At 61.5% G+C, this 15,678-nt stretch carries 19 protein-coding genes; 3 read left to right on the top strand and 16 right to left on the bottom strand.

Features of this window, described 5'->3' with window-relative positions; genetic code table 11:
• Positions 1-69: 69 nt before the first annotated feature.
• The 8 genes from hisA to BMZ79_RS00075 form a co-directional block, all read right to left on the bottom strand.
• Entirely contained in the window at positions 70-825 is a 756-nt protein-coding gene (gene hisA, locus BMZ79_RS00110; protein WP_090635518.1) for a phosphoribosylformimino-5-aminoimidazole carboxamide ribotide isomerase, read from the bottom strand.
• Complete coding sequence (locus BMZ79_RS00105; RefSeq protein ID WP_090635516.1) at positions 822-1,541, bottom strand: HAD family hydrolase; 720 nt, start codon at positions 1,539-1,541, stop codon at positions 822-824. Before BMZ79_RS00105 ends, hisA begins: the two co-directional genes overlap by 4 nt.
• Positions 1,538-1,957: a VanZ family protein gene (locus tag BMZ79_RS00100; RefSeq protein ID WP_090635515.1), complete on the bottom strand. Its 420-nt coding sequence runs from the start codon at positions 1,955-1,957 to the stop codon at positions 1,538-1,540. The genes BMZ79_RS00105 and BMZ79_RS00100 overlap by 4 nt, the downstream gene beginning before the upstream one ends.
• Before the next feature lie 180 nt (positions 1,958-2,137).
• Positions 2,138-2,638 carry a GNAT family N-acetyltransferase gene (locus BMZ79_RS00095; protein WP_090635513.1) on the bottom strand — a complete coding sequence of 167 codons (501 nt, stop codon included), beginning with the start codon at positions 2,636-2,638 and terminating at the stop codon, positions 2,138-2,140.
• A 100-nt stretch (positions 2,639-2,738) separates the two neighbouring features.
• Positions 2,739-3,218, bottom strand: coding sequence for a TcaA NTF2-like domain-containing protein (locus BMZ79_RS00090; protein ID WP_090635511.1), 480 nt, complete (start codon positions 3,216-3,218; stop codon positions 2,739-2,741).
• Positions 3,219-3,236: 18 nt separating this feature from the next.
• Positions 3,237-3,734 (bottom strand): GNAT family N-acetyltransferase, encoded by a 498-nt coding sequence (locus BMZ79_RS00085; protein WP_090635509.1) that lies wholly within the window; start codon positions 3,732-3,734, stop codon positions 3,237-3,239.
• 125 nt (positions 3,735-3,859) lie between these two features.
• Positions 3,860-4,444 (bottom strand): GNAT family N-acetyltransferase, encoded by a 585-nt coding sequence (locus BMZ79_RS00080; protein WP_256252482.1) that lies wholly within the window; start codon positions 4,442-4,444, stop codon positions 3,860-3,862.
• 58 nt (positions 4,445-4,502) lie between these two features.
• On the bottom strand, positions 4,503-5,105 hold the full coding sequence (locus BMZ79_RS00075; RefSeq protein ID WP_090635508.1) for a LysE family translocator: 603 nt from the start codon (positions 5,103-5,105) through the stop codon (positions 4,503-4,505).
• A 252-nt stretch (positions 5,106-5,357) separates the two neighbouring features.
• On the opposite strand from BMZ79_RS00075, the gene BMZ79_RS00070 reads away from it, so the two are divergent.
• Positions 5,358-5,453, top strand: a complete 96-nt coding sequence (locus BMZ79_RS00070) for a dihydroorotate dehydrogenase (RefSeq protein ID WP_090635507.1) — start codon at positions 5,358-5,360, stop codon at positions 5,451-5,453.
• 132 nt (positions 5,454-5,585) lie between these two features.
• Here the strand turns inward: BMZ79_RS00070 and BMZ79_RS00065 are convergent, their stop codons facing one another.
• From BMZ79_RS00065 to BMZ79_RS00030, 8 genes are all read right to left on the bottom strand, one after another.
• Positions 5,586-6,386, bottom strand: a complete 801-nt coding sequence (locus BMZ79_RS00065) for a Cof-type HAD-IIB family hydrolase (protein ID WP_256252481.1) — start codon at positions 6,384-6,386, stop codon at positions 5,586-5,588.
• Between the two features lie 48 nt (positions 6,387-6,434).
• A complete protein-coding gene (locus BMZ79_RS00060; RefSeq protein ID WP_090635505.1) occupies positions 6,435-7,208 on the bottom strand; it encodes a pseudouridine synthase in 774 nt (257 codons plus the stop codon).
• A gap of 185 nt (positions 7,209-7,393) precedes the next feature.
• Positions 7,394-7,852: a DUF309 domain-containing protein gene (locus BMZ79_RS34630; protein ID WP_090635503.1), complete on the bottom strand. Its 459-nt coding sequence runs from the start codon at positions 7,850-7,852 to the stop codon at positions 7,394-7,396.
• Positions 7,853-8,656 (bottom strand): GTP diphosphokinase, encoded by an 804-nt coding sequence (locus tag BMZ79_RS00050; RefSeq protein ID WP_090635501.1) that lies wholly within the window; start codon positions 8,654-8,656, stop codon positions 7,853-7,855.
• A gap of 15 nt (positions 8,657-8,671) precedes the next feature.
• Positions 8,672-9,772, bottom strand: coding sequence for a quinone-dependent dihydroorotate dehydrogenase (locus tag BMZ79_RS00045; RefSeq protein WP_090635499.1), 1,101 nt, complete (start codon positions 9,770-9,772; stop codon positions 8,672-8,674).
• Between the two features lie 341 nt (positions 9,773-10,113).
• A complete protein-coding gene (locus tag BMZ79_RS00040; RefSeq protein WP_177221916.1) occupies positions 10,114-11,541 on the bottom strand; it encodes a L,D-transpeptidase in 1,428 nt (475 codons plus the stop codon).
• A 340-nt stretch (positions 11,542-11,881) separates the two neighbouring features.
• Entirely contained in the window at positions 11,882-12,118 is a 237-nt protein-coding gene (locus tag BMZ79_RS00035; RefSeq protein WP_090635496.1) for a ferredoxin, read from the bottom strand.
• A gap of 72 nt (positions 12,119-12,190) precedes the next feature.
• Positions 12,191-13,477 (bottom strand): DNA polymerase IV, encoded by a 1,287-nt coding sequence (locus BMZ79_RS00030; protein ID WP_090635494.1) that lies wholly within the window; start codon positions 13,475-13,477, stop codon positions 12,191-12,193.
• 193 nt (positions 13,478-13,670) lie between these two features.
• Between BMZ79_RS00030 and cimA the strand changes: the two genes are divergently transcribed.
• Together cimA and BMZ79_RS00020 are read left to right on the top strand one after the other, a co-directional pair.
• Positions 13,671-15,284: a citramalate synthase gene (cimA, locus tag BMZ79_RS00025; protein WP_090635493.1), complete on the top strand. Its 1,614-nt coding sequence runs from the start codon at positions 13,671-13,673 to the stop codon at positions 15,282-15,284.
• Between the two features lie 117 nt (positions 15,285-15,401).
• Positions 15,402-15,678, top strand: a 277-nt coding sequence (locus BMZ79_RS00020) for a transposase (protein ID WP_090635491.1), incomplete at its 3' end; no start/stop codon positions are given.

Genomic DNA, 15,678 nt, shown 5'->3' with positions numbered 1-15,678 from the left:
ACAAGGGGAGTCAACAAAAAACCGGCCGCGCGATCCGCGCAGCCGGCGATTCCGATCTTACCTGTTCCGCTATCGGTTGCAGTACGCGACGACGTCCGCGTAAGGGAGCTCGCCGCCGAAAATATCGAGCGCGCTGCCGACCGTGATGTCCAGCTTGCCCCGGGATAACGCGCGGAACTGCTCCAGATCCGCGAACGAGCGCGCGCCGCCCGCGTACGTCGTCGGAATCGTGACGCCCTCCGCCAGCTGCTCGACGAGACTGCCGAGTATCCCGGTCCGCTTGCCCTCGACGTCGACGGCGTGCACGAGGTATTCGTCGCAGTACGCTTCCAGCTCGCGCAGATGCTCCTTGTTCACGACGAACCGGCTGAACGTCTTCCATTGGTTCGTCACGACGCGCCATTCGCCGTCCAGCTGCTTGCAGCTGAGGTCGATGACGAGCCGCTCCTTGCCGACCTCGGAGACGATCCGCCGCAGGTTGTCCATGTCGAGCTCGCCGTCGCGGAAGATGTACGAGGTGACGATGACATGCGACGCGCCCGCCTCAAGATACCGCGCGGCGTTGTCCGCGCGGATGCCGCCGCCGATCTGCAGGCCGCCCGGGTAGGCCCGAAGCGCCGCCAGCGCGGCCTCTTCATTGCCGGGACCGAGCATGATGACATGGCCGCCCTTCAGCCCGTCTCGCCGGAACATCTCCGAATAATAGGCGGAATCGTGCGCGGAGACGAAATTCTCCACCACTTGCTTATTGCCGTCGCCGAGCGTTTCGCCCACGATTTGTTTGACTTTGCCGTTGTGCAGGTCAATGCATGGCCTGAATTTCATCGCTGTTCCTCTTCCCTTGAAATGATGGCGTCCAGCTCGAAGAGCGCATGGATCGTATAGTCGGGCGCAATGGCGGCGTCCGCCGGCTTGCGGCCGGGATTGTAATGGCAGAAGTCGATTCCCGCCGCGCGGGCGCCTTCGTAATCGTCCTTCAGGTTGTCGCCGACGAACAGAATGTCCGTCCGCGGCACGCCGATCGAAGCCACGGCCCGGTCGAAGATCAGCCTGTCCGGCTTCGCGGCGCCGACCTCGTCCGATACGAACACATGAGGGAAATAATGCAGGATGCCCCCGGTCGCCAGCCGCTTGCGCTGCGCTTCCCCGATTCCGTTCGACACGATGCCGAGCGCATAGGCGCCGTGAAGCCGCGGGAGCAGCTCCGGCGTGCCGTCCATGAAACGGCAGGACGAACAAAACAGCTCCCAGTACGCCGCCGCGAGCTCCGCGGCCGGCACGCCGTCGTGCCCCAGCTGCGCCAGCGTATCGCGGAACGAATATTCCAGCACCTGCGAGATATGCAGGTTCCGCGCCATCCGTTCGCTCCAATACGTCCAATTGATCGGAGCGAACGCCGCCCGGAACGCGTCCCAGAGGAACCCTTCTCGATCCGGCAGCCCGAAGCGGCGAATCGCGCTTTGCATCGATTCCCGTTCGCTGGCGTCGTAATCGAGCAGCGTATTGTCGAGGTCGAATAAGATCGCCTTGTAGGCCTTCATGCGGACACCCGCTTTCGAATGAGCTGCAGCGCCGCGTACCCGAGCAGCGCGCCCAGCGTGTTCAGCAAAATATCGTCGATATCGAAGCTGCCGCGCTGCAGCAGCAGCTGGAAGGTCTCGAGCAGGAACAGCACGCAGACGAAGAACGCCGTGAACGAGAACAACCGCAGCCGAAGCAAGTACGGAAGCGACAGGCCGAACGGCGCGAACACCGCGACGTTGCCGACGATGTTCACGACCCAATACGCAGGCCGGAAGCTGTCCGCATGAACGAAGTACAGCCGGATCGTATGCAGCGGCATGACGTTGTAGTTATAACCGGGCAGCTGCGGATTCGTCCGTCCGAAGCCGATGAACATCCAATAGAAGAGCAGCAAGGCGTAAGCCGCCGTAATGAGCGCAATCGCTTTTTTCATGGTTCCCGTCAGCCCCTCCGATCCTCGCGGCCCATGAACGAGGCGCGAATGATAGATCGCTTCCGTGAGACTAGGCGCGCCTGCGCGGCAAATACGCCCGTCCCTCTTCCAACTATGGCTATTCCGCGCGCCGGCGTTTCATGCCAGGCGGCGAAGCAATCGCGCGAATGAAGGCAAGAATCAGTTCAATATTTTCTGCAGGCAGACCAAATCCAGCCATCGGTCGAATTTGTAGGCGATTTCCACGTAATGCGACACCTGCTTGTAGCCGAGCTTCGCGAAGAGCGCGACGCTGCTTTCGTTCTCCGTGCAGATGGTCGCGATGAGCGAATGGAAGCCGAGCTCCCGCGCCGTTTCTTCAAGGAACGCCATCGCTTCCCGGCCGATTCCTTTGCCGGTGAACGCCGGCTCGAGATAGATCGTCATTTCCCCGGTGACGTTGAACGCCGGACGCTTCTTGTGCTGCGTCAGCATGATGTAGCCCGCGTATTCCCCTTCATGGAGGACGACGTACGACCGGTAGATGTCTGACAGCGGCTCGATCAGCGCTTTCATTTGCTCCGGCGTGTAGGGATGTAAATCGAACGATACGGTCGTATGGGCGACAAAATGATTATACGTTCCGCGCACCTGCTCCAAATACCGTTCTTCGTACGGCACAAACGCCGTTCTGTTCGACATTGCTGCACCTCTTGGCTCCTAGGATGGCAAAACGGGCAGACGGCCGCCTGCGGCTCTGCCTGCCCGTCGCTTGGTTCGGCTTGAACGCGCGCCGGCGCGGTTATTCCCAGCGTTCGATGCTGAATACCTTGAACGCGTTCGTGGCGGGATGCTGCGTGACGGTGTAGATCCATTGGTATTCGTTGACCGTCGACTTGCCCTCGGGATAATAAATGCCGATCTTCTCGACGATGTAAAACTTGTATTCGCCGTTGATTTTTTGGATGTTCATGATTTGGAAGCGGATCAGCTTCTCCTTGATGTTCAAGCCGCTAAGATGGCGGACGAGGTTATCCTGCTCCTTGTACAGCGGTCCTTCCGGGTCGAGCAGGCCCGCCACCAGCGAGAAGCGGTTCTTGTTGATCGCTTCGACCATCGATTCTTCGTAGGCGTTCATGACGTCGGTCGCGCCCGTCGAATCTCTATAATCAATCTGTTCGCCCGAGACGGGATCCTGCGGTGGGGTATCCTCGCTCGCCGAACAGGCGTTCAGCAGCACGGCCAGACATAGCAGCACGCCGAGCATCGCTATTCTGTACATTCGCTTAATCTCCCGTCTTTATGAAATGCATCCGTCCTCGCCCCGGACGAACCGTTCGTAGATGACGATCGGTTTGCCGTCGGGCAGAACGGCGGGTTTGACCTCCGCGGCGCCTTGACTGCGCCAAAACGCGTGCGCGGGCGCGTTGCCCGCCAGCACGCCGAGCCGGTGGACGGTCACGCCGCGGTCGCGCATCAAAGCGTCGAACCAGGCCAGCGCCCGTTTCCCGTATCCCCTGCCGTGGCTTTGCGACCGGATCACGAGCAGTCCGATCCACGCGCAGGCATCGTTCGGATTGATCATCAGAAATTCAAGGATGCCGACGGGCTCTCCGTCCGCGAATAGGACGTACCGCTCCGCGCCGGCGGCTTCGGCATCCCGATGTTCCGCTTCAACGTCCGCGGCCGTCAGCCGCTCTTTATCCTTGGACAAGCGGTTAAAATACGGATTGGCGTTCAAAATCGCCAGCTCCGCCGCGATCAGCTCGCGCGACGCGCGTCTGAAGGATAGCTCCATGGCTGCACGCTTCCTTTCGAATGCCGGATCCAGGGTGCGCCTTTTATTTTACGCCTTTTATCTTACCATGAAACCCGAACCCGCATAAATGCCTGAGAAAAGGTTAATGTTCGCCGCGGCGCCGGCTACCGCTCCGACCAGGACGGATTCAGCAGCACCATATGGACGTGATCCTCCCACGCCCCGTGGATGCGCAGATACTCGCTCGCCACGCCCTCGCTGCGAAAGCCGAGCCGTTCGACCACCTTCAAGGAAGCCGCGTTCCGGGGCATGACGTTGGCCTCGATCCGGTGCAGGTTGAGCCGCTCGAACGCGAACGCCGCGACATGCGAGACGGCCTCGGTCATATAGCCCTTGTTGCGGTGCAGCAAATCCATCCGGTACCCGAGATGGCAGGACTGGAAGGCCCCGCGCACGATATTGGAGAGCGACACCGTGCCGACGATGTCCCCGTCCGGGTCTTCGGCGGTCGTCAGCCAAAACCGTACGCTGTGTCCGCCGTCCATGCTCTGCAGTTCCTGGCGGATCAGCTGCCGCTGCGTCTCGTGCGTGTAATACGTCTCGTCGCGGTCGGGCTCCCATTCGGCCAGCGCTTCCCGGTTGCGTTTCACGAACGCCAGTACCCGCGCGGCATACGATTCGTCGATGACCTGCAGAACGAGGCGCTTCGTCCGCAGCTTCAGACGGTGCAATTCATGGATTGGCATCATGGTTCGTTGCTCCGTTCGTTTCTAAGTTCGCGCGTCTCCGATTGCGGCGGATGCCGCGTTACAGCAAGCGCAATAGCGCGTATAGCCCGAAGCCGGCGAGCAGCAGCCCCGACAGCCGGTTAATCTGCCGCATGGCGGCGGGCTTGAGCGTCCGGCGTAAGGCACCGACGGTCAGGCTGAGCCCGAGCCACCAGAACGCCGAACCCGCGAAGATGCCGCCCACGAGCGTCAGCAGCCGGAAGGCGGAAGCATCCACGACGTTGAGCCCGGCGAAAATGCCCAAAAACGACAGGATCGTCGCCGGGTTCGCGATCGTCAGCGCGAACGTCGTCCAATAGGCGCCGGCCAGACTGCCGCTCCTTGCCGCTGCCCCGCCGTCGTCCGCGCCGGAACGGAACGTTCGCCAGCCGAGGTAACAAAGAAACAAGCCGCCGACGGCCGACACGGCGTCCTGCGCGGCGAGCAGCCATGCCGTCGCCGCGTCGAAGCCGAACGCGGCAGCGAGCCCGTAAAGTCCGTCGGCCGTCGCCGCGCCCAGCCCGGACGCCAGCCCGTAGCGCCGGCCCTGGTTCAAGGCGCGCTTCATGCATAAGAGGCCGATCGGCCCTACGGGAGCCGCGATCGATAAGCCGATCAGCATGCCTTTCGCTGCGATTATCATCTATCGAATCCCCGCTTCTCGGCCGTTGCGCGGGCATGCGCCGCCGGGCCGGATTTCCCCCATACTTGCCTCGCGTGCGGACATCCCGTTCCCGGGTCGTTTCGCCGGGAGCGAATGCCCAATTCTCCGCGACGCGGGCGGATGTCCAATCCGCTTTTACCTTTTTTCATACAATACAGTATACCGGGTGCCGAGAACAACACGACATATATGAAGCCGGCGCCGGAAATACCTTTCAAGGGAGGCATTCGCATGTCCGGTGCATTGGGATTCGGAGGAAGTTTCGTTGGCGTGATTCTGGTACTGTTCATTCTGCTGGTCATCGTATCCCGCGGAGTTCTGGTCTAACTCACACGATGCTCTAGCCGATAATGATAAAACCGTCGAGGGTTTCCTTCGACGGTTTTTCATGTTGCCGCGGCCCGGCGACCGGACCGCGATTCCGCGCGCGGCGCCTTGCGGGACGCGCGTCCCGCGGGCTCAAGCGAGCGCGAATTCGCGCAGCGCGTGCGCAACGCCGTCTTCTTCGTTTGACCGGGTCTGCGCGTTCGCCGCCGCCTTGACCGCTTCCGGCGAGTTGGCGACCGCCACGCCCATGCCCGCGAACGTCAACATGCCCACGTCGTTGAAATAGTTGCCGATCGCCATGACGCGGCTCTGGTCGATCCCTCTCAAGCTCGCGAGCTGCCGCAAGGCATGGCCCTTGCTCGCGTCCTTATGCTGCACGTCGATGAAATAATCGCCGCTGCGGATATGCTGCAGCCCGTGCGTCCACGCGTTCCACTCCGCCTCGACGGCATCGAGCCGCGCGATGGCGCCGAACAGCGTAAACTTGACGAGCCCTTCCGGCAGCGGGGCGTTCGGATCGCGCAGGACGGGACGTGCGCCGTAAAGGCCGTACATCTTCTCCGCGTCCGGCGTCAAGTCCTCGATCCACATTTCGAACGGCGTGTTCAGGTCGAAATGCAGCTTGCCCTGCAGGCAGTATTCCCGGAAACGCGCCACCTCCGCGGGATCGATGCTGAATTGGTGCAGCACGCGGCGGCTGGCCGAGTCGACCGTGGCGGCGCCGTTATGCGTGATCATCGTGCCCGCGAGGCCCAACTCCTCCAGAACGGGCATCGCGTTGACCGGCCCTCTTCCCGTGCAGAGCACGATTTCGGCCCCGCGCCGATGCGCTTCGCGCACGGCGCCCCGCACGGCCGCGGTCAGGATGTGGCTGTCGTTGAGCAGCGTTCCGTCGATGTCGAGCGCGATCAAATCAAAGTTGATGTTCCCCATGGCAGTAAGTCTCTCCCGTCTCCTGGTTGGTCTCTAACTCTCTAAGGGTTATCTATATAGTTGCGCGTTGCGGCCGGCTCCGGCGTGCGCGGTCAAGAGTTCGTCCAGCTCCGCCTCCGTAAGAGGGCGGTATTCGCCGAGCTTCAAGGACTCGTCCAGCCGGAGCGGTCCCATGGAGACCCGCTTCAAGTAGACGACCTGCTTGCCGACCGCTTCGAACATCCGTTTCACTTGATGAAACTTGCCTTCGCGGATCGTGAGCCGGATTCGGCTGTGAATCCCGTCCGGCCGCGATTCCTTGTCCCCGATCGTCAATTCGGCGGGCTTCGTCTCGTAGCCGTCGTCGAGCGTCACGCCGCGCTTGAACGCCGCTTGATCGTCGGCATCCACGTCGCCGCGCACGATCGCCTCGTACGTCTTCGGGACATGCTTGCGCGGCGACAGCAGCTCGTGCGCCAGCTTGCCGTCGTTCGTCAGCAGCAGCAGCCCCTCCGTGTCCTTGTCGAGCCGGCCGACCGGGAACGGCTGCAGGATCCGGTCATCGGGATCGAGCAAATCGATCACCGTGCGGTCCCGCGCGTCTTCCGTCGCCGAGACGACCCCCTGCGGCTTGTTCAGCATGACGTAGATCGTCTCGCGGTACACGACCGCCTCGCCGTCGAACTTAACGTCCGCCGCCTCCGGATCCAGCGTCATGCCGAAGTCCTTCGCCGTCTTGCCGTCCACCGTCACGCGGCCCTGCTTCACCGCGCGTTTCACTTCGCTGCGCGTGCCGAAGCCCATATTCGCCAGCAGCTTGTCCAGCCGCATCCGTTTCGCCATCCGTCGTTCAACTCCCTCGTTCATTGTACCTTAAAGCCGCGGCCAGACCAACCCTTCGGGCCTCTGCGGCGAGATGCTCACGCGCGTCCCCGATGACAAAAAACCGCCGACGCATCCGGTCCCGTCGCGGGGTTCCGAATCCATCGGCGGCCGTCGCGGTCCCGCCCGGACCCGGCGGCTGCCCGCTACTCGTCGCGGCCGAGCCGTTCCGAAGGCGGCAGCGCGGCGAGCGCGTCCGCCAGCGTCCGAAGCGCCCCGTCCGTCACGCCCAGGCGGAACGGCCGGAATGCCGGCGGTACCGCCGCAGCCGTACCGGCGGCGCCTTCCACGTACGGCCTCAGCATCGCCAGGCTGACCGCGATGTCGGCGCGCAGCCGCCCCAGGTCGAGGCCCGACGTCTCGTCCGGATAAGCCGCGAGCTTGCTCTCCGCTTGGGCGAACAGCTTCGCCGCCCCGGAGAAGTTGTCGTTGCGCCAATGATGGAGACCCACCGCGGCTTGCAGCAGCCCTTGGTACAGCGTGCTCCGGCCTTCCTCGAGCCACAGCTCTTCCATGACTTCGTGGCATTCGAAGTAATCCTCGTCGACGTTGAACAGCACGACGAACCGGACGAATTTCTCGTCGTACGATGGCGCCGAAGCCATTCAGTTCGACCCGCCCTTCTTCGCGCGCTGGATCGCCGACTTGATCTCGTCGGACAGCATGCGGATCGCGAACGCGTCTTCCTTCTCCCACACTTCGTTGAACTTCAGCTGGAACTGAACCGCCTCGCGGACGCGCCGAAAGAAGTACAGCTCCTGAATGTCGCTCAGCACGCTCGAGTACATGTTGGATTTCTCTTCGAAATCCCGCTGCGCGTCCAAGATCTCGTTGCGGATGCTCGACATCTCGGTATCGAGCTGCGAAGCCGCCTCCGCCGCTTTCTTCAGCCGGTCGCGCACGTCCTCCGGCAGGCTTTCTTTATACTTATAGTTCAGCGAGTGCTCGATCGTCGCCCAAAAATTCATCGCCAGCGTCCGGATTTGAATTTCCGCCAGCACGTTTTTGAGCCCGATGGCCGTCTGAACGGGATATTCGACGATCATATGATAGCTGCGGTACCCGCTGTCCTTGAAATTCGTAATATAGTCCTTCTCATAAACCAGCTTCAGATCCTTGCGCGAACGAATAAGCGCCGCGACCCGGTGAATGTCGTCGACGAATTGGCACATGATGCGGATGCCCGCGATGTCCTCGATGCCGGTATCGATCTTTTCCATCGGCACCGACAGCCGCTTGGCCTTCTCCAAAATGCTCGAAATCTTCTTGACCCGCCCCGTAACGAACTCGATCGGCGCGTACGCTTCCCGATTCTTCAGTTCGGTCCGGAGCGTCTTCAATTTGACCTTCAATTCTTCCACTGCCTGCTCATATGGCTGCAAAAATAGTCCCCAGTCTCTTCCGTCCATCCGGCCGCCTCCTGTCTAAGACCGATGATCTGCTCCAATGGCCTCCACGATCGATGTATAACCGTCTTTCTTCAATAATGCCTTGAGTCCTTCCGTCAGTTCGCGGAGCAGCTCCGGCCCTCTGTAGATGAGCGCCGTATAAATTTCTACAAGACTTGCACCCGCGCGAATTTTATCGTATGCATCCGATGCCGTAAAGATGCCGCCGGAGCCAATAATGGGCAGCCGTCCGCCCGTCAGCCGGTACGCCTCGCGCACGATTTCCGTCGAACGCTCGCGAAGGGGCTTGCCGCTCAGGCCGCCGGTTTCTTTGGCGTTCGGATGGCGAAGACCGTCGCGGCCGATCGTCGTGTTGGTGGCGATGATGCCGTCCACGCCGCTCGCGACGATCGTCTCCACGGTATACCCGAGCTGCTCCGCGGTCATGTCCGGCGCGATCTTGACCAGCACCGGCTTTCTAGCCGCCATGCTCTTCGCCGCCTGCGCGCCGCTCTCTTCCATGACCGCCGACAAGAGCAGCTTGAGCTCGTCCCCGTGCTGAAGCGCCCGCAGGTCCGGCGTGTTCGGCGAGCTGATGTTGACGACGAAAAAGTCGCCGTATGTATAAAGCTGCCGCAAGCAGGCCCGGTAATCCTCGTGGGCGAGCTCGTTCGGCGTCGTTTTGTTCTTGCCGATGTTGACGGCGATCGGAATGCGGTGCCGGCCCAACCGGCCGAGCCGCTCCGCCATCGCGGCGGCGCCGTCGTTGTTGAAGCCCATCCGGTTGACGAGCGCTTCGTCGCTCGGCAGGCGGAACAGCCGCGGCTGCTCGTTGCCGGCTTGTCCCTTCGGGGTCACCGTGCCGACCTCCGCGAATCCGAAGCCGATGTTGGCGAACATGTCGACGGCCTTCGCGTTCTTGTCCAGTCCCGCCGCGAGGCCGACCGGATGCGGGAAGCGCAGCCCGAACAGGCTCGTCTCCAGCTCCTTCGCTTCGGCTACCCCGTACATGGCGCGCATCACCGCGGGAACGCCGGGCACCCGCCGCGCCGTATGCAGCCCGTCGATCACCATGTGATGGGCTTTCTCGGCGTCCATGCGGAAGAAATAAGGCTTTGCAATTTTCGTGTACAACAAGTCGAAGTCACTCCGTTCTGCGTCTTAAGCTCTATCGAACAGTTTATCAAGTCGGGGGCGAAAAAGAAAGAGTAACGCCCGCTTAGCGCCCTGCCGCAGCGCCTTTCGCGCCGCGCGAAGCGGTTGTTTCGGCGCCGGAAAACGATTACAATAAGGGCATATTCCTAATTTCCCGAGAAAGGTTGATCCGCATGAGCCACGCCAGAAAGAAACCGCCCGTCATGAAAACGAAACAAAAGGAAGAGGTCAACAAGAAAGCGCTCATCTGGATCGGATCGGTCTTCGTCGTCATCGTCGCCGTCATGGCCGTTCTTCTTATTGTGGACCAGTAAGCGGTCCGGTTAATCAAGCCACTCGTACACCACGGCGGGGTTCGTCTCGTCCTCGGCCGGCTGCAGGCGGAAACGCCCCGCGGCCGGCGCTGAGGCAGCGGGGAGGGCGCCGCTTTTTATCGTGACCCTCGTCCCCAGGGGCACGAGGTCGTACAATTCCTCGATATCCTGCCGCGCCATCCGGATGCAGCCGTGCGACTCGTCCTTGCCGATGCTGTCCGCGTCGTTCGTGCCGTGAATCGCGTATGCCGTATCCGACAGCGCCATGCCGCGGGTGCCGAACTCGCCGGGGGTCCGCCCCTTCGGGCTGCGCACCTTCTCGCGAACGACGAAACCGCCTTCCGGCGTCCTCGCCCCGCCGAGCCCGACGGGATAGCTGCGGACGATGACGTCGCCGCTCACGACGGCGAGCCGGTGGGCGTCCTTGTCGACCACGATCGCGAGCGGTCCGGCCGGCAGCGGGGCCGGAGCGCCGGCCGCAGAGGCTGCGCTCTTCGCGGCGTCGCCGCCGTCAGGCACGCCTGAAGCGGCGTTCGCCTCCCCGTTTGCCGGATCCGCGCTCGCCGCGGCTTCCTCCTTCATTGCTCGCAGCAGCGGCTCGAACATGGCTTTCATTTCCTTCGTAGTCCCCGACAGCGTATTCTCGGGATACGGCCGGACCAGGTCGGCGAGCGACGTCGGCCAACGCTTCGTTCGCTCGCGGTAATGCGCGATCGCGCTCGCGAGCGTCCAGGACTGCTCCTGCCGCGCGCTCCAGCGCGCGTAGATCGCCCGCGCGGCCGAAGCGTCGGCCGGCTCGCAGGCGCACGCCCTCGCGTCGAGCATCGCGACCTCTGCGCCGCCGCGGCCCTGCCGCGCCGTCTGCGCCAGCAGGCGCGTCTTCCCCGTCCACAGGCGCCAAGCGCCGGCCGGCTCTAGCGCGGCGGCCAAGCCCTCGCGCGGCCGCGCGGCTCCGCCGAGCAGCGCGCCGAGCGCCTGGTCGAGCAAGCCGCCGGCGCCGTCGGCCGGCTTGACGACGACGACCTCCGGGCCGGCTGGCGCGGCGGCTTGACCCGGCGCCGGCGCCAAGCCCGAGGAGAGCGTCGCCGGCTCCGCGGCCGGGTCCCCGGGATCGGCCTCGTCCTTCGGGCCGCCCGGCGAGATCGCCAGCATCAGCGCCAGCAGAATCGCGGCCGCCCCGCCCGTCCGCAGCGCCAAGAAGCGGCGGCCGCGCTTGCGGTTCCAGGCCGCGATCATTTGTTTCGGCTCGTTCGCGAGCGGATGCTGCTTGCGCTCGTACGCGTCGTAGACGCTGCCGGACTGCAGGAAGCAGTAGTTCGCCTTCGCTTCCTTGCCCTCTTGCACGTATTGCTTGCCCAGCAAATACCAGGCCATGCGGTTATTAGGATGGTTTTGCACGTAGCGCTTCAGGTCATTCATATCGTCGTGGTTATCCATTCGCGGCCCTCCTGCTTGGGGTTCATCAGCTTCTATATCGGCAAAAGAGCCGCCCGGATAATATCCGCTCGGCTCTTTCCACCGAAATAGGCGCCTTGTTCGCGTCGGATTCCGTCTCCAACTCGCCGGCACGACGCTGAGCGCGACCGCCATCGCATATGCGCCCCATTCCTCGCGAATTGGAAACTCCCGTTTATTCTAGCGGAGCTGTACAAGAATCGGTAAATGCCACTATCATTTCAGTATAAAGATCCTATCCTCCCCCTCAAACGAGAAAGATCCCATCCCCTGTCGTAACAGGAAACGGGATCTCCGGCCGCTCTACGCGGTTCGCGCTCTATTAGTTATTGAAAGCCGTGTCTGCGATTTTGATGGAGTCCGTCGGGCAACCGTCCGCCGCATCTTGCAGATCGTCGTACAAGTCTTCCGGAATTTCGGTATTGCCGTGGTTACCGTCGTTGCCGAAAATAACCTCTGCCAAGCCTTCGTCGTCGTAGTCGTAAATGTCCGGTGCCGTTGCTCCGCAAGCTCCGCAAGCAATGCACGTATCTTTCTCAACCCATGTAAACTTCGACATCGTGGTTCCCTCCTATTAATGGTAAGTTTCAAAAACTTACGGAAGTGCTTTCATTTCCCAAGTATACAACCTTCAATCATCACTATATAACATATGCTCGTCCCTTTGCAAGGATGTCCCGCGAATTCGTTTATTGCGAATTAACGCGGACGGATCGTTCCCGAGCATGCCCGCGGTGAGCACCGCATCCTCTCCGAATTTGTCCCGCAGCATGTCCATCGCGCGCGTCAGCGCCTCCTTTTTCGGCTGTTCCCCGTAGCTGAACAAGTCCAGCTGCACGGCCGTTTCCGCTTGCAGCGACAGGTTCTGAAGGGTGATGCCGAGCAGGCGCGCCGGCTCTCCGCGCTTCCAATGCTTATCGAACAGCTTGCACGCCTCGCGGTGGATGTCGGAAGCGGCGTCCGTCGGGGCCGGCAGCGTGACCGAGCGGTTGATCGTCGTCATGTCCGGCCGCCGGATGACGATTTGAATGGTCGACGCCATCATTTTCTGTTGGCGCATCCGCCGGCCGGTCTGGTCCGCCAGATTGAGCAGGATGCGGTGGGCCTCCTCGGGATCCGTCACGTCCCTCGGCAGCGTCGTCGTATGGCCGATCGACTTGTTCCGTTCGCGCTCGGCGTTGACCGGCGCGTAATCGTAGCCGTGCGACGCCGCCTTCATCCAGGAGCCGACGACGCCGAAATGCTTGACGAGCATCGCCTCTTCGGCCGCGGCGAGCTGCCCGATCGTGCGGATGTTCAGCTTCGTCAGCTTGTCCGCCGTCTTGCGCCCGATGCCGAAGAGCGTGTCGCATGGCTTGCTCCAAAGCAGCTCCGGCACGTCGCGAATGCGCAGCACGGTGAAGCCGTTCGGCTTCTGCATGTCGGACGCCATCTTGGCCAGCAGCTTGTTCGGGGCGACGCCGATCGAGCAGGGCAAGTTCCATTCCGTTCGGATCCGCTGCTGAATGTCCCGCGCGATCTGCAGCGGCTCGCCGAAGGCCGACGAACCCGTAACGTCGAGGTAGCATTCGTCGATCGACACGGCTTCCACGAGCGGCGTGTACTGCCTCGCGATCGACATGAAGCCGCGGGAGTACGTCCGGTACAAGTTGAAATCGGGCTTGATCAGGATCAAATCCGGGCAGCGCCGCTGCCCTTCGCGCACCGTCATGCCCGTCTTGACGCCCTGCGCGCGCGCCGCGTACGACGACGTCACGATGATCCCCCGCCGCTGCTCCACGCTGCCGGCGACCGCCGTCGCCTTTCCTTTATATAAGTGCGGCTCCTCCGCTTCATGGACGGAGCAATAAAAGGCGTTCATGTCCAAATGAAGAATGACCCGGCGTTTGGGAGGCGCCGTATCCCGCTCCTTCGTCATCGCGGCATTCATCCTTCCCGGTTGGAATAAGGCGATCATATGATCGTACGTCAAGCATACCAATCGTCCCGCCGGAACGTCAACCTGCCGCCCGAAAGCTCGTCCTGCGAACGTTTACGCGCCCTTCTTCTAATGGTATAATAATAAAATTATGATTGCTTTAAAGGGATAAAGGAAGGGGGCTTCTACATTCATGGGAAACACGATCTCCATATTCGACACGACGCTTCGTGACGGTACGCAGGGAGAGGGCATCAGTCTTTCCGCAGAAGATAAAATCAAAATCGCCCAAAAGCTCGATTTGTTAGGCGTACATTATATTGAAGGCGGAAATCCGGGCAGCAACAGCAAGGACATCGAATTCTTCCAGCGGGCGAAAGGCTTGCGGCTGAACGCCAAGCTGACCGCCTTCGGCAGCACGCGGCGCAAGAACAGCACCGCCGAACAGGACAGCAGCCTGGTGCGCATCGTGGAATCCGGCGTGCCGGCCGCCACGCTCGTCGGCAAGTCGTGGGACTTTCACGTACATACGGCGCTGCAGACGACGCTCGAAGAGAACCTGGCGATGATCTACGACTCTTTGGCGTATCTGAAGCAGAAGGGCGTAGAAGCGATTTTCGACGCGGAGCATTTCTTCGACGGCTACAAGCACAATCCGGATTACGCGCTGGCCGTGCTGCGCAAGGCCCATGAAGCGGGCGCCGACTGGATCGTCCTGTGCGATACGAACGGCGGCACGCTGCCTTCGGAGGTTCATGCGATCGTCTCCCGCGTCGCCGCGGAGATCGGCGCTCCGATCGGCATCCATACCCATAACGACTGCGAGCTCGCCGTCGCCAACACGCTGGCCGCCGTGCAAGCGGGCGCTCGGCAGGTGCAGGGCACCATCAACGGCTACGGCGAACGGTGCGGCAACGCCAATCTCTGTTCGATCATCCCGACGCTTCAATTAAAGATGGATTACCGCTGCGTCAGCGGCGAGCAGCTTCAATCGCTGACCCAGACGGCGCGGTACATCAGCGAAATCGCGAACGTGCACATGCCGGTCGCCCAGCCATACGTCGGGAACGCCGCGTTCGCCCACAAGGGCGGCATTCACGTGTCCGCGATCTTGAAGGATTCCAAGACGTACGAGCATATCCGGCCGGAGCTGGTCGGCAACAAGCAGCGGGTGCTCGTCTCCGAGCTCGCGGGACAAAGCAACATCATCTCCAAGGCGCAGGAGCTCGGCCTCGATATCAACGCGAACAACGAGAAGACGAAGCGCATCATGGAGCGGATCAAGGATCTCGAGCACCAGGGCTATCAATTCGAAGGCGCCGATGCGTCCCTCGAGCTGCTGCTTCGCGACGCGTTCGGCGAAATGAAGGAAATCTTCAAGCTGGAATCGCTCAAGATGCTCGTCGAGAAGACGAACGGCCACGCGATGAACGCCGAAGCCATCGTCAAAGTGAACGTCGACGGACAACCCGTCTACATGGCGGCCGAAGGCAACGGTCCGGTCAACGCGCTCAATAACGCCCTGCGCAAAGCGCTGGAGCAATTCTACCCGAGCATCAACGATTTCCACCTGTCCGATTACAAGGTCCGCGTGATCGACGAGAAGGACGCGACGGCCGCCAAGGTTCGCGTGCTGATGGAGACGACCGATTTCAAGAGCACGTGGAGCACGGTCGGCGTCTCGAGCAACGTCATCGAAGCGAGCTGGGAAGCGCTCGTGGACAGCATCCGTTACGCCTTGCTCACCAAGAACAAAATCGAAATGCTAGGCGAACCCCGGGAAGAGCTCGGGCTCATTAATCATTAACCGCACCGGACGCAAAAAGCCGGAGCCCAAGGGTGGTATTATCCCCTCACGGTAAACAACAAGAAAAAGACATCTGTTAAGATGAACTTACTAGTTGTTTGCCGGAGGGGATTTTTCATGGGGAAAATAGGTCGTACGAACAAAAGTTATCCTGAAGATTTAAAACTAGAAGCAGTGAGGCTGGTTACGGAGGACAACTTGGCGTACCGTGAGGTCGCGAAGCGTCTAGGAATACAAAACAAAACGCAGGTAGAGGTATGGGTCAAACGACATCGGGCAGGGCAGCCCTTCGTACAAGAAGCTTCGCGAAAGGGTAAACCGAAGACAAAGTTTGGCAGCGTAGAGGAAGAAATGGCATACCTAAGAGCGGAGATTGAGTACTTAAAAAAGCGGT

Origin of the sequence: Paenibacillus sp. UNC496MF (genome assembly GCF_900113915.1) — a bacterium.
Lineage (GTDB): Bacteria > Bacillota > Bacilli > Paenibacillales > Paenibacillaceae > Paenibacillus_Z > Paenibacillus_Z artemisiicola.
This window is presented reverse-complemented; position numbering and strand designations above follow the sequence as displayed.

Excerpts from the sequence above, each read along its gene's own strand:
- hisA (WP_090635518.1), bottom strand. The coding sequence starts at position 825 with ATGAAATTCAGGCCATGCATTGACCTGCACAACGGCAAAGTCAAACAA.
- cimA (WP_090635493.1), top strand. The coding sequence starts at position 13,671 with ATGGGAAACACGATCTCCATATTCGACACGACGCTTCGTGACGGTACG.
- BMZ79_RS00080 (WP_256252482.1), bottom strand. The coding sequence starts at position 4,444 with ATGATGCCAATCCATGAATTGCACCGTCTGAAGCTGCGGACGAAGCGC.
- BMZ79_RS00070 (WP_090635507.1), top strand. The coding sequence starts at position 5,358 with ATGTCCGGTGCATTGGGATTCGGAGGAAGTTTCGTTGGCGTGATTCTG.
- BMZ79_RS00050 (WP_090635501.1), bottom strand. The coding sequence starts at position 8,656 with ATGGACGGAAGAGACTGGGGACTATTTTTGCAGCCATATGAGCAGGCA.
- BMZ79_RS00030 (WP_090635494.1), bottom strand. The coding sequence starts at position 13,477 with ATGACGAAGGAGCGGGATACGGCGCCTCCCAAACGCCGGGTCATTCTT.
- BMZ79_RS00085 (WP_090635509.1), bottom strand. The coding sequence starts at position 3,734 with ATGGAGCTATCCTTCAGACGCGCGTCGCGCGAGCTGATCGCGGCGGAG.
- BMZ79_RS00035 (WP_090635496.1), bottom strand. The coding sequence starts at position 12,118 with ATGTCGAAGTTTACATGGGTTGAGAAAGATACGTGCATTGCTTGCGGA.
- BMZ79_RS00090 (WP_090635511.1), bottom strand. The coding sequence starts at position 3,218 with ATGTACAGAATAGCGATGCTCGGCGTGCTGCTATGTCTGGCCGTGCTG.
- BMZ79_RS00075 (WP_090635508.1), bottom strand. The coding sequence starts at position 5,105 with ATGATAATCGCAGCGAAAGGCATGCTGATCGGCTTATCGATCGCGGCT.
- BMZ79_RS00065 (WP_256252481.1), bottom strand. The coding sequence starts at position 6,386 with ATGGGGAACATCAACTTTGATTTGATCGCGCTCGACATCGACGGAACG.
- BMZ79_RS00105 (WP_090635516.1), bottom strand. The coding sequence starts at position 1,541 with ATGAAGGCCTACAAGGCGATCTTATTCGACCTCGACAATACGCTGCTC.
- BMZ79_RS00040 (WP_177221916.1), bottom strand. The coding sequence starts at position 11,541 with ATGGATAACCACGACGATATGAATGACCTGAAGCGCTACGTGCAAAAC.
- BMZ79_RS00060 (WP_090635505.1), bottom strand. The coding sequence starts at position 7,208 with ATGGCGAAACGGATGCGGCTGGACAAGCTGCTGGCGAATATGGGCTTC.
- BMZ79_RS34630 (WP_090635503.1), bottom strand. The coding sequence starts at position 7,852 with ATGGCTTCGGCGCCATCGTACGACGAGAAATTCGTCCGGTTCGTCGTG.
- BMZ79_RS00100 (WP_090635515.1), bottom strand. The coding sequence starts at position 1,957 with ATGAAAAAAGCGATTGCGCTCATTACGGCGGCTTACGCCTTGCTGCTC.
- BMZ79_RS00095 (WP_090635513.1), bottom strand. The coding sequence starts at position 2,638 with ATGTCGAACAGAACGGCGTTTGTGCCGTACGAAGAACGGTATTTGGAG.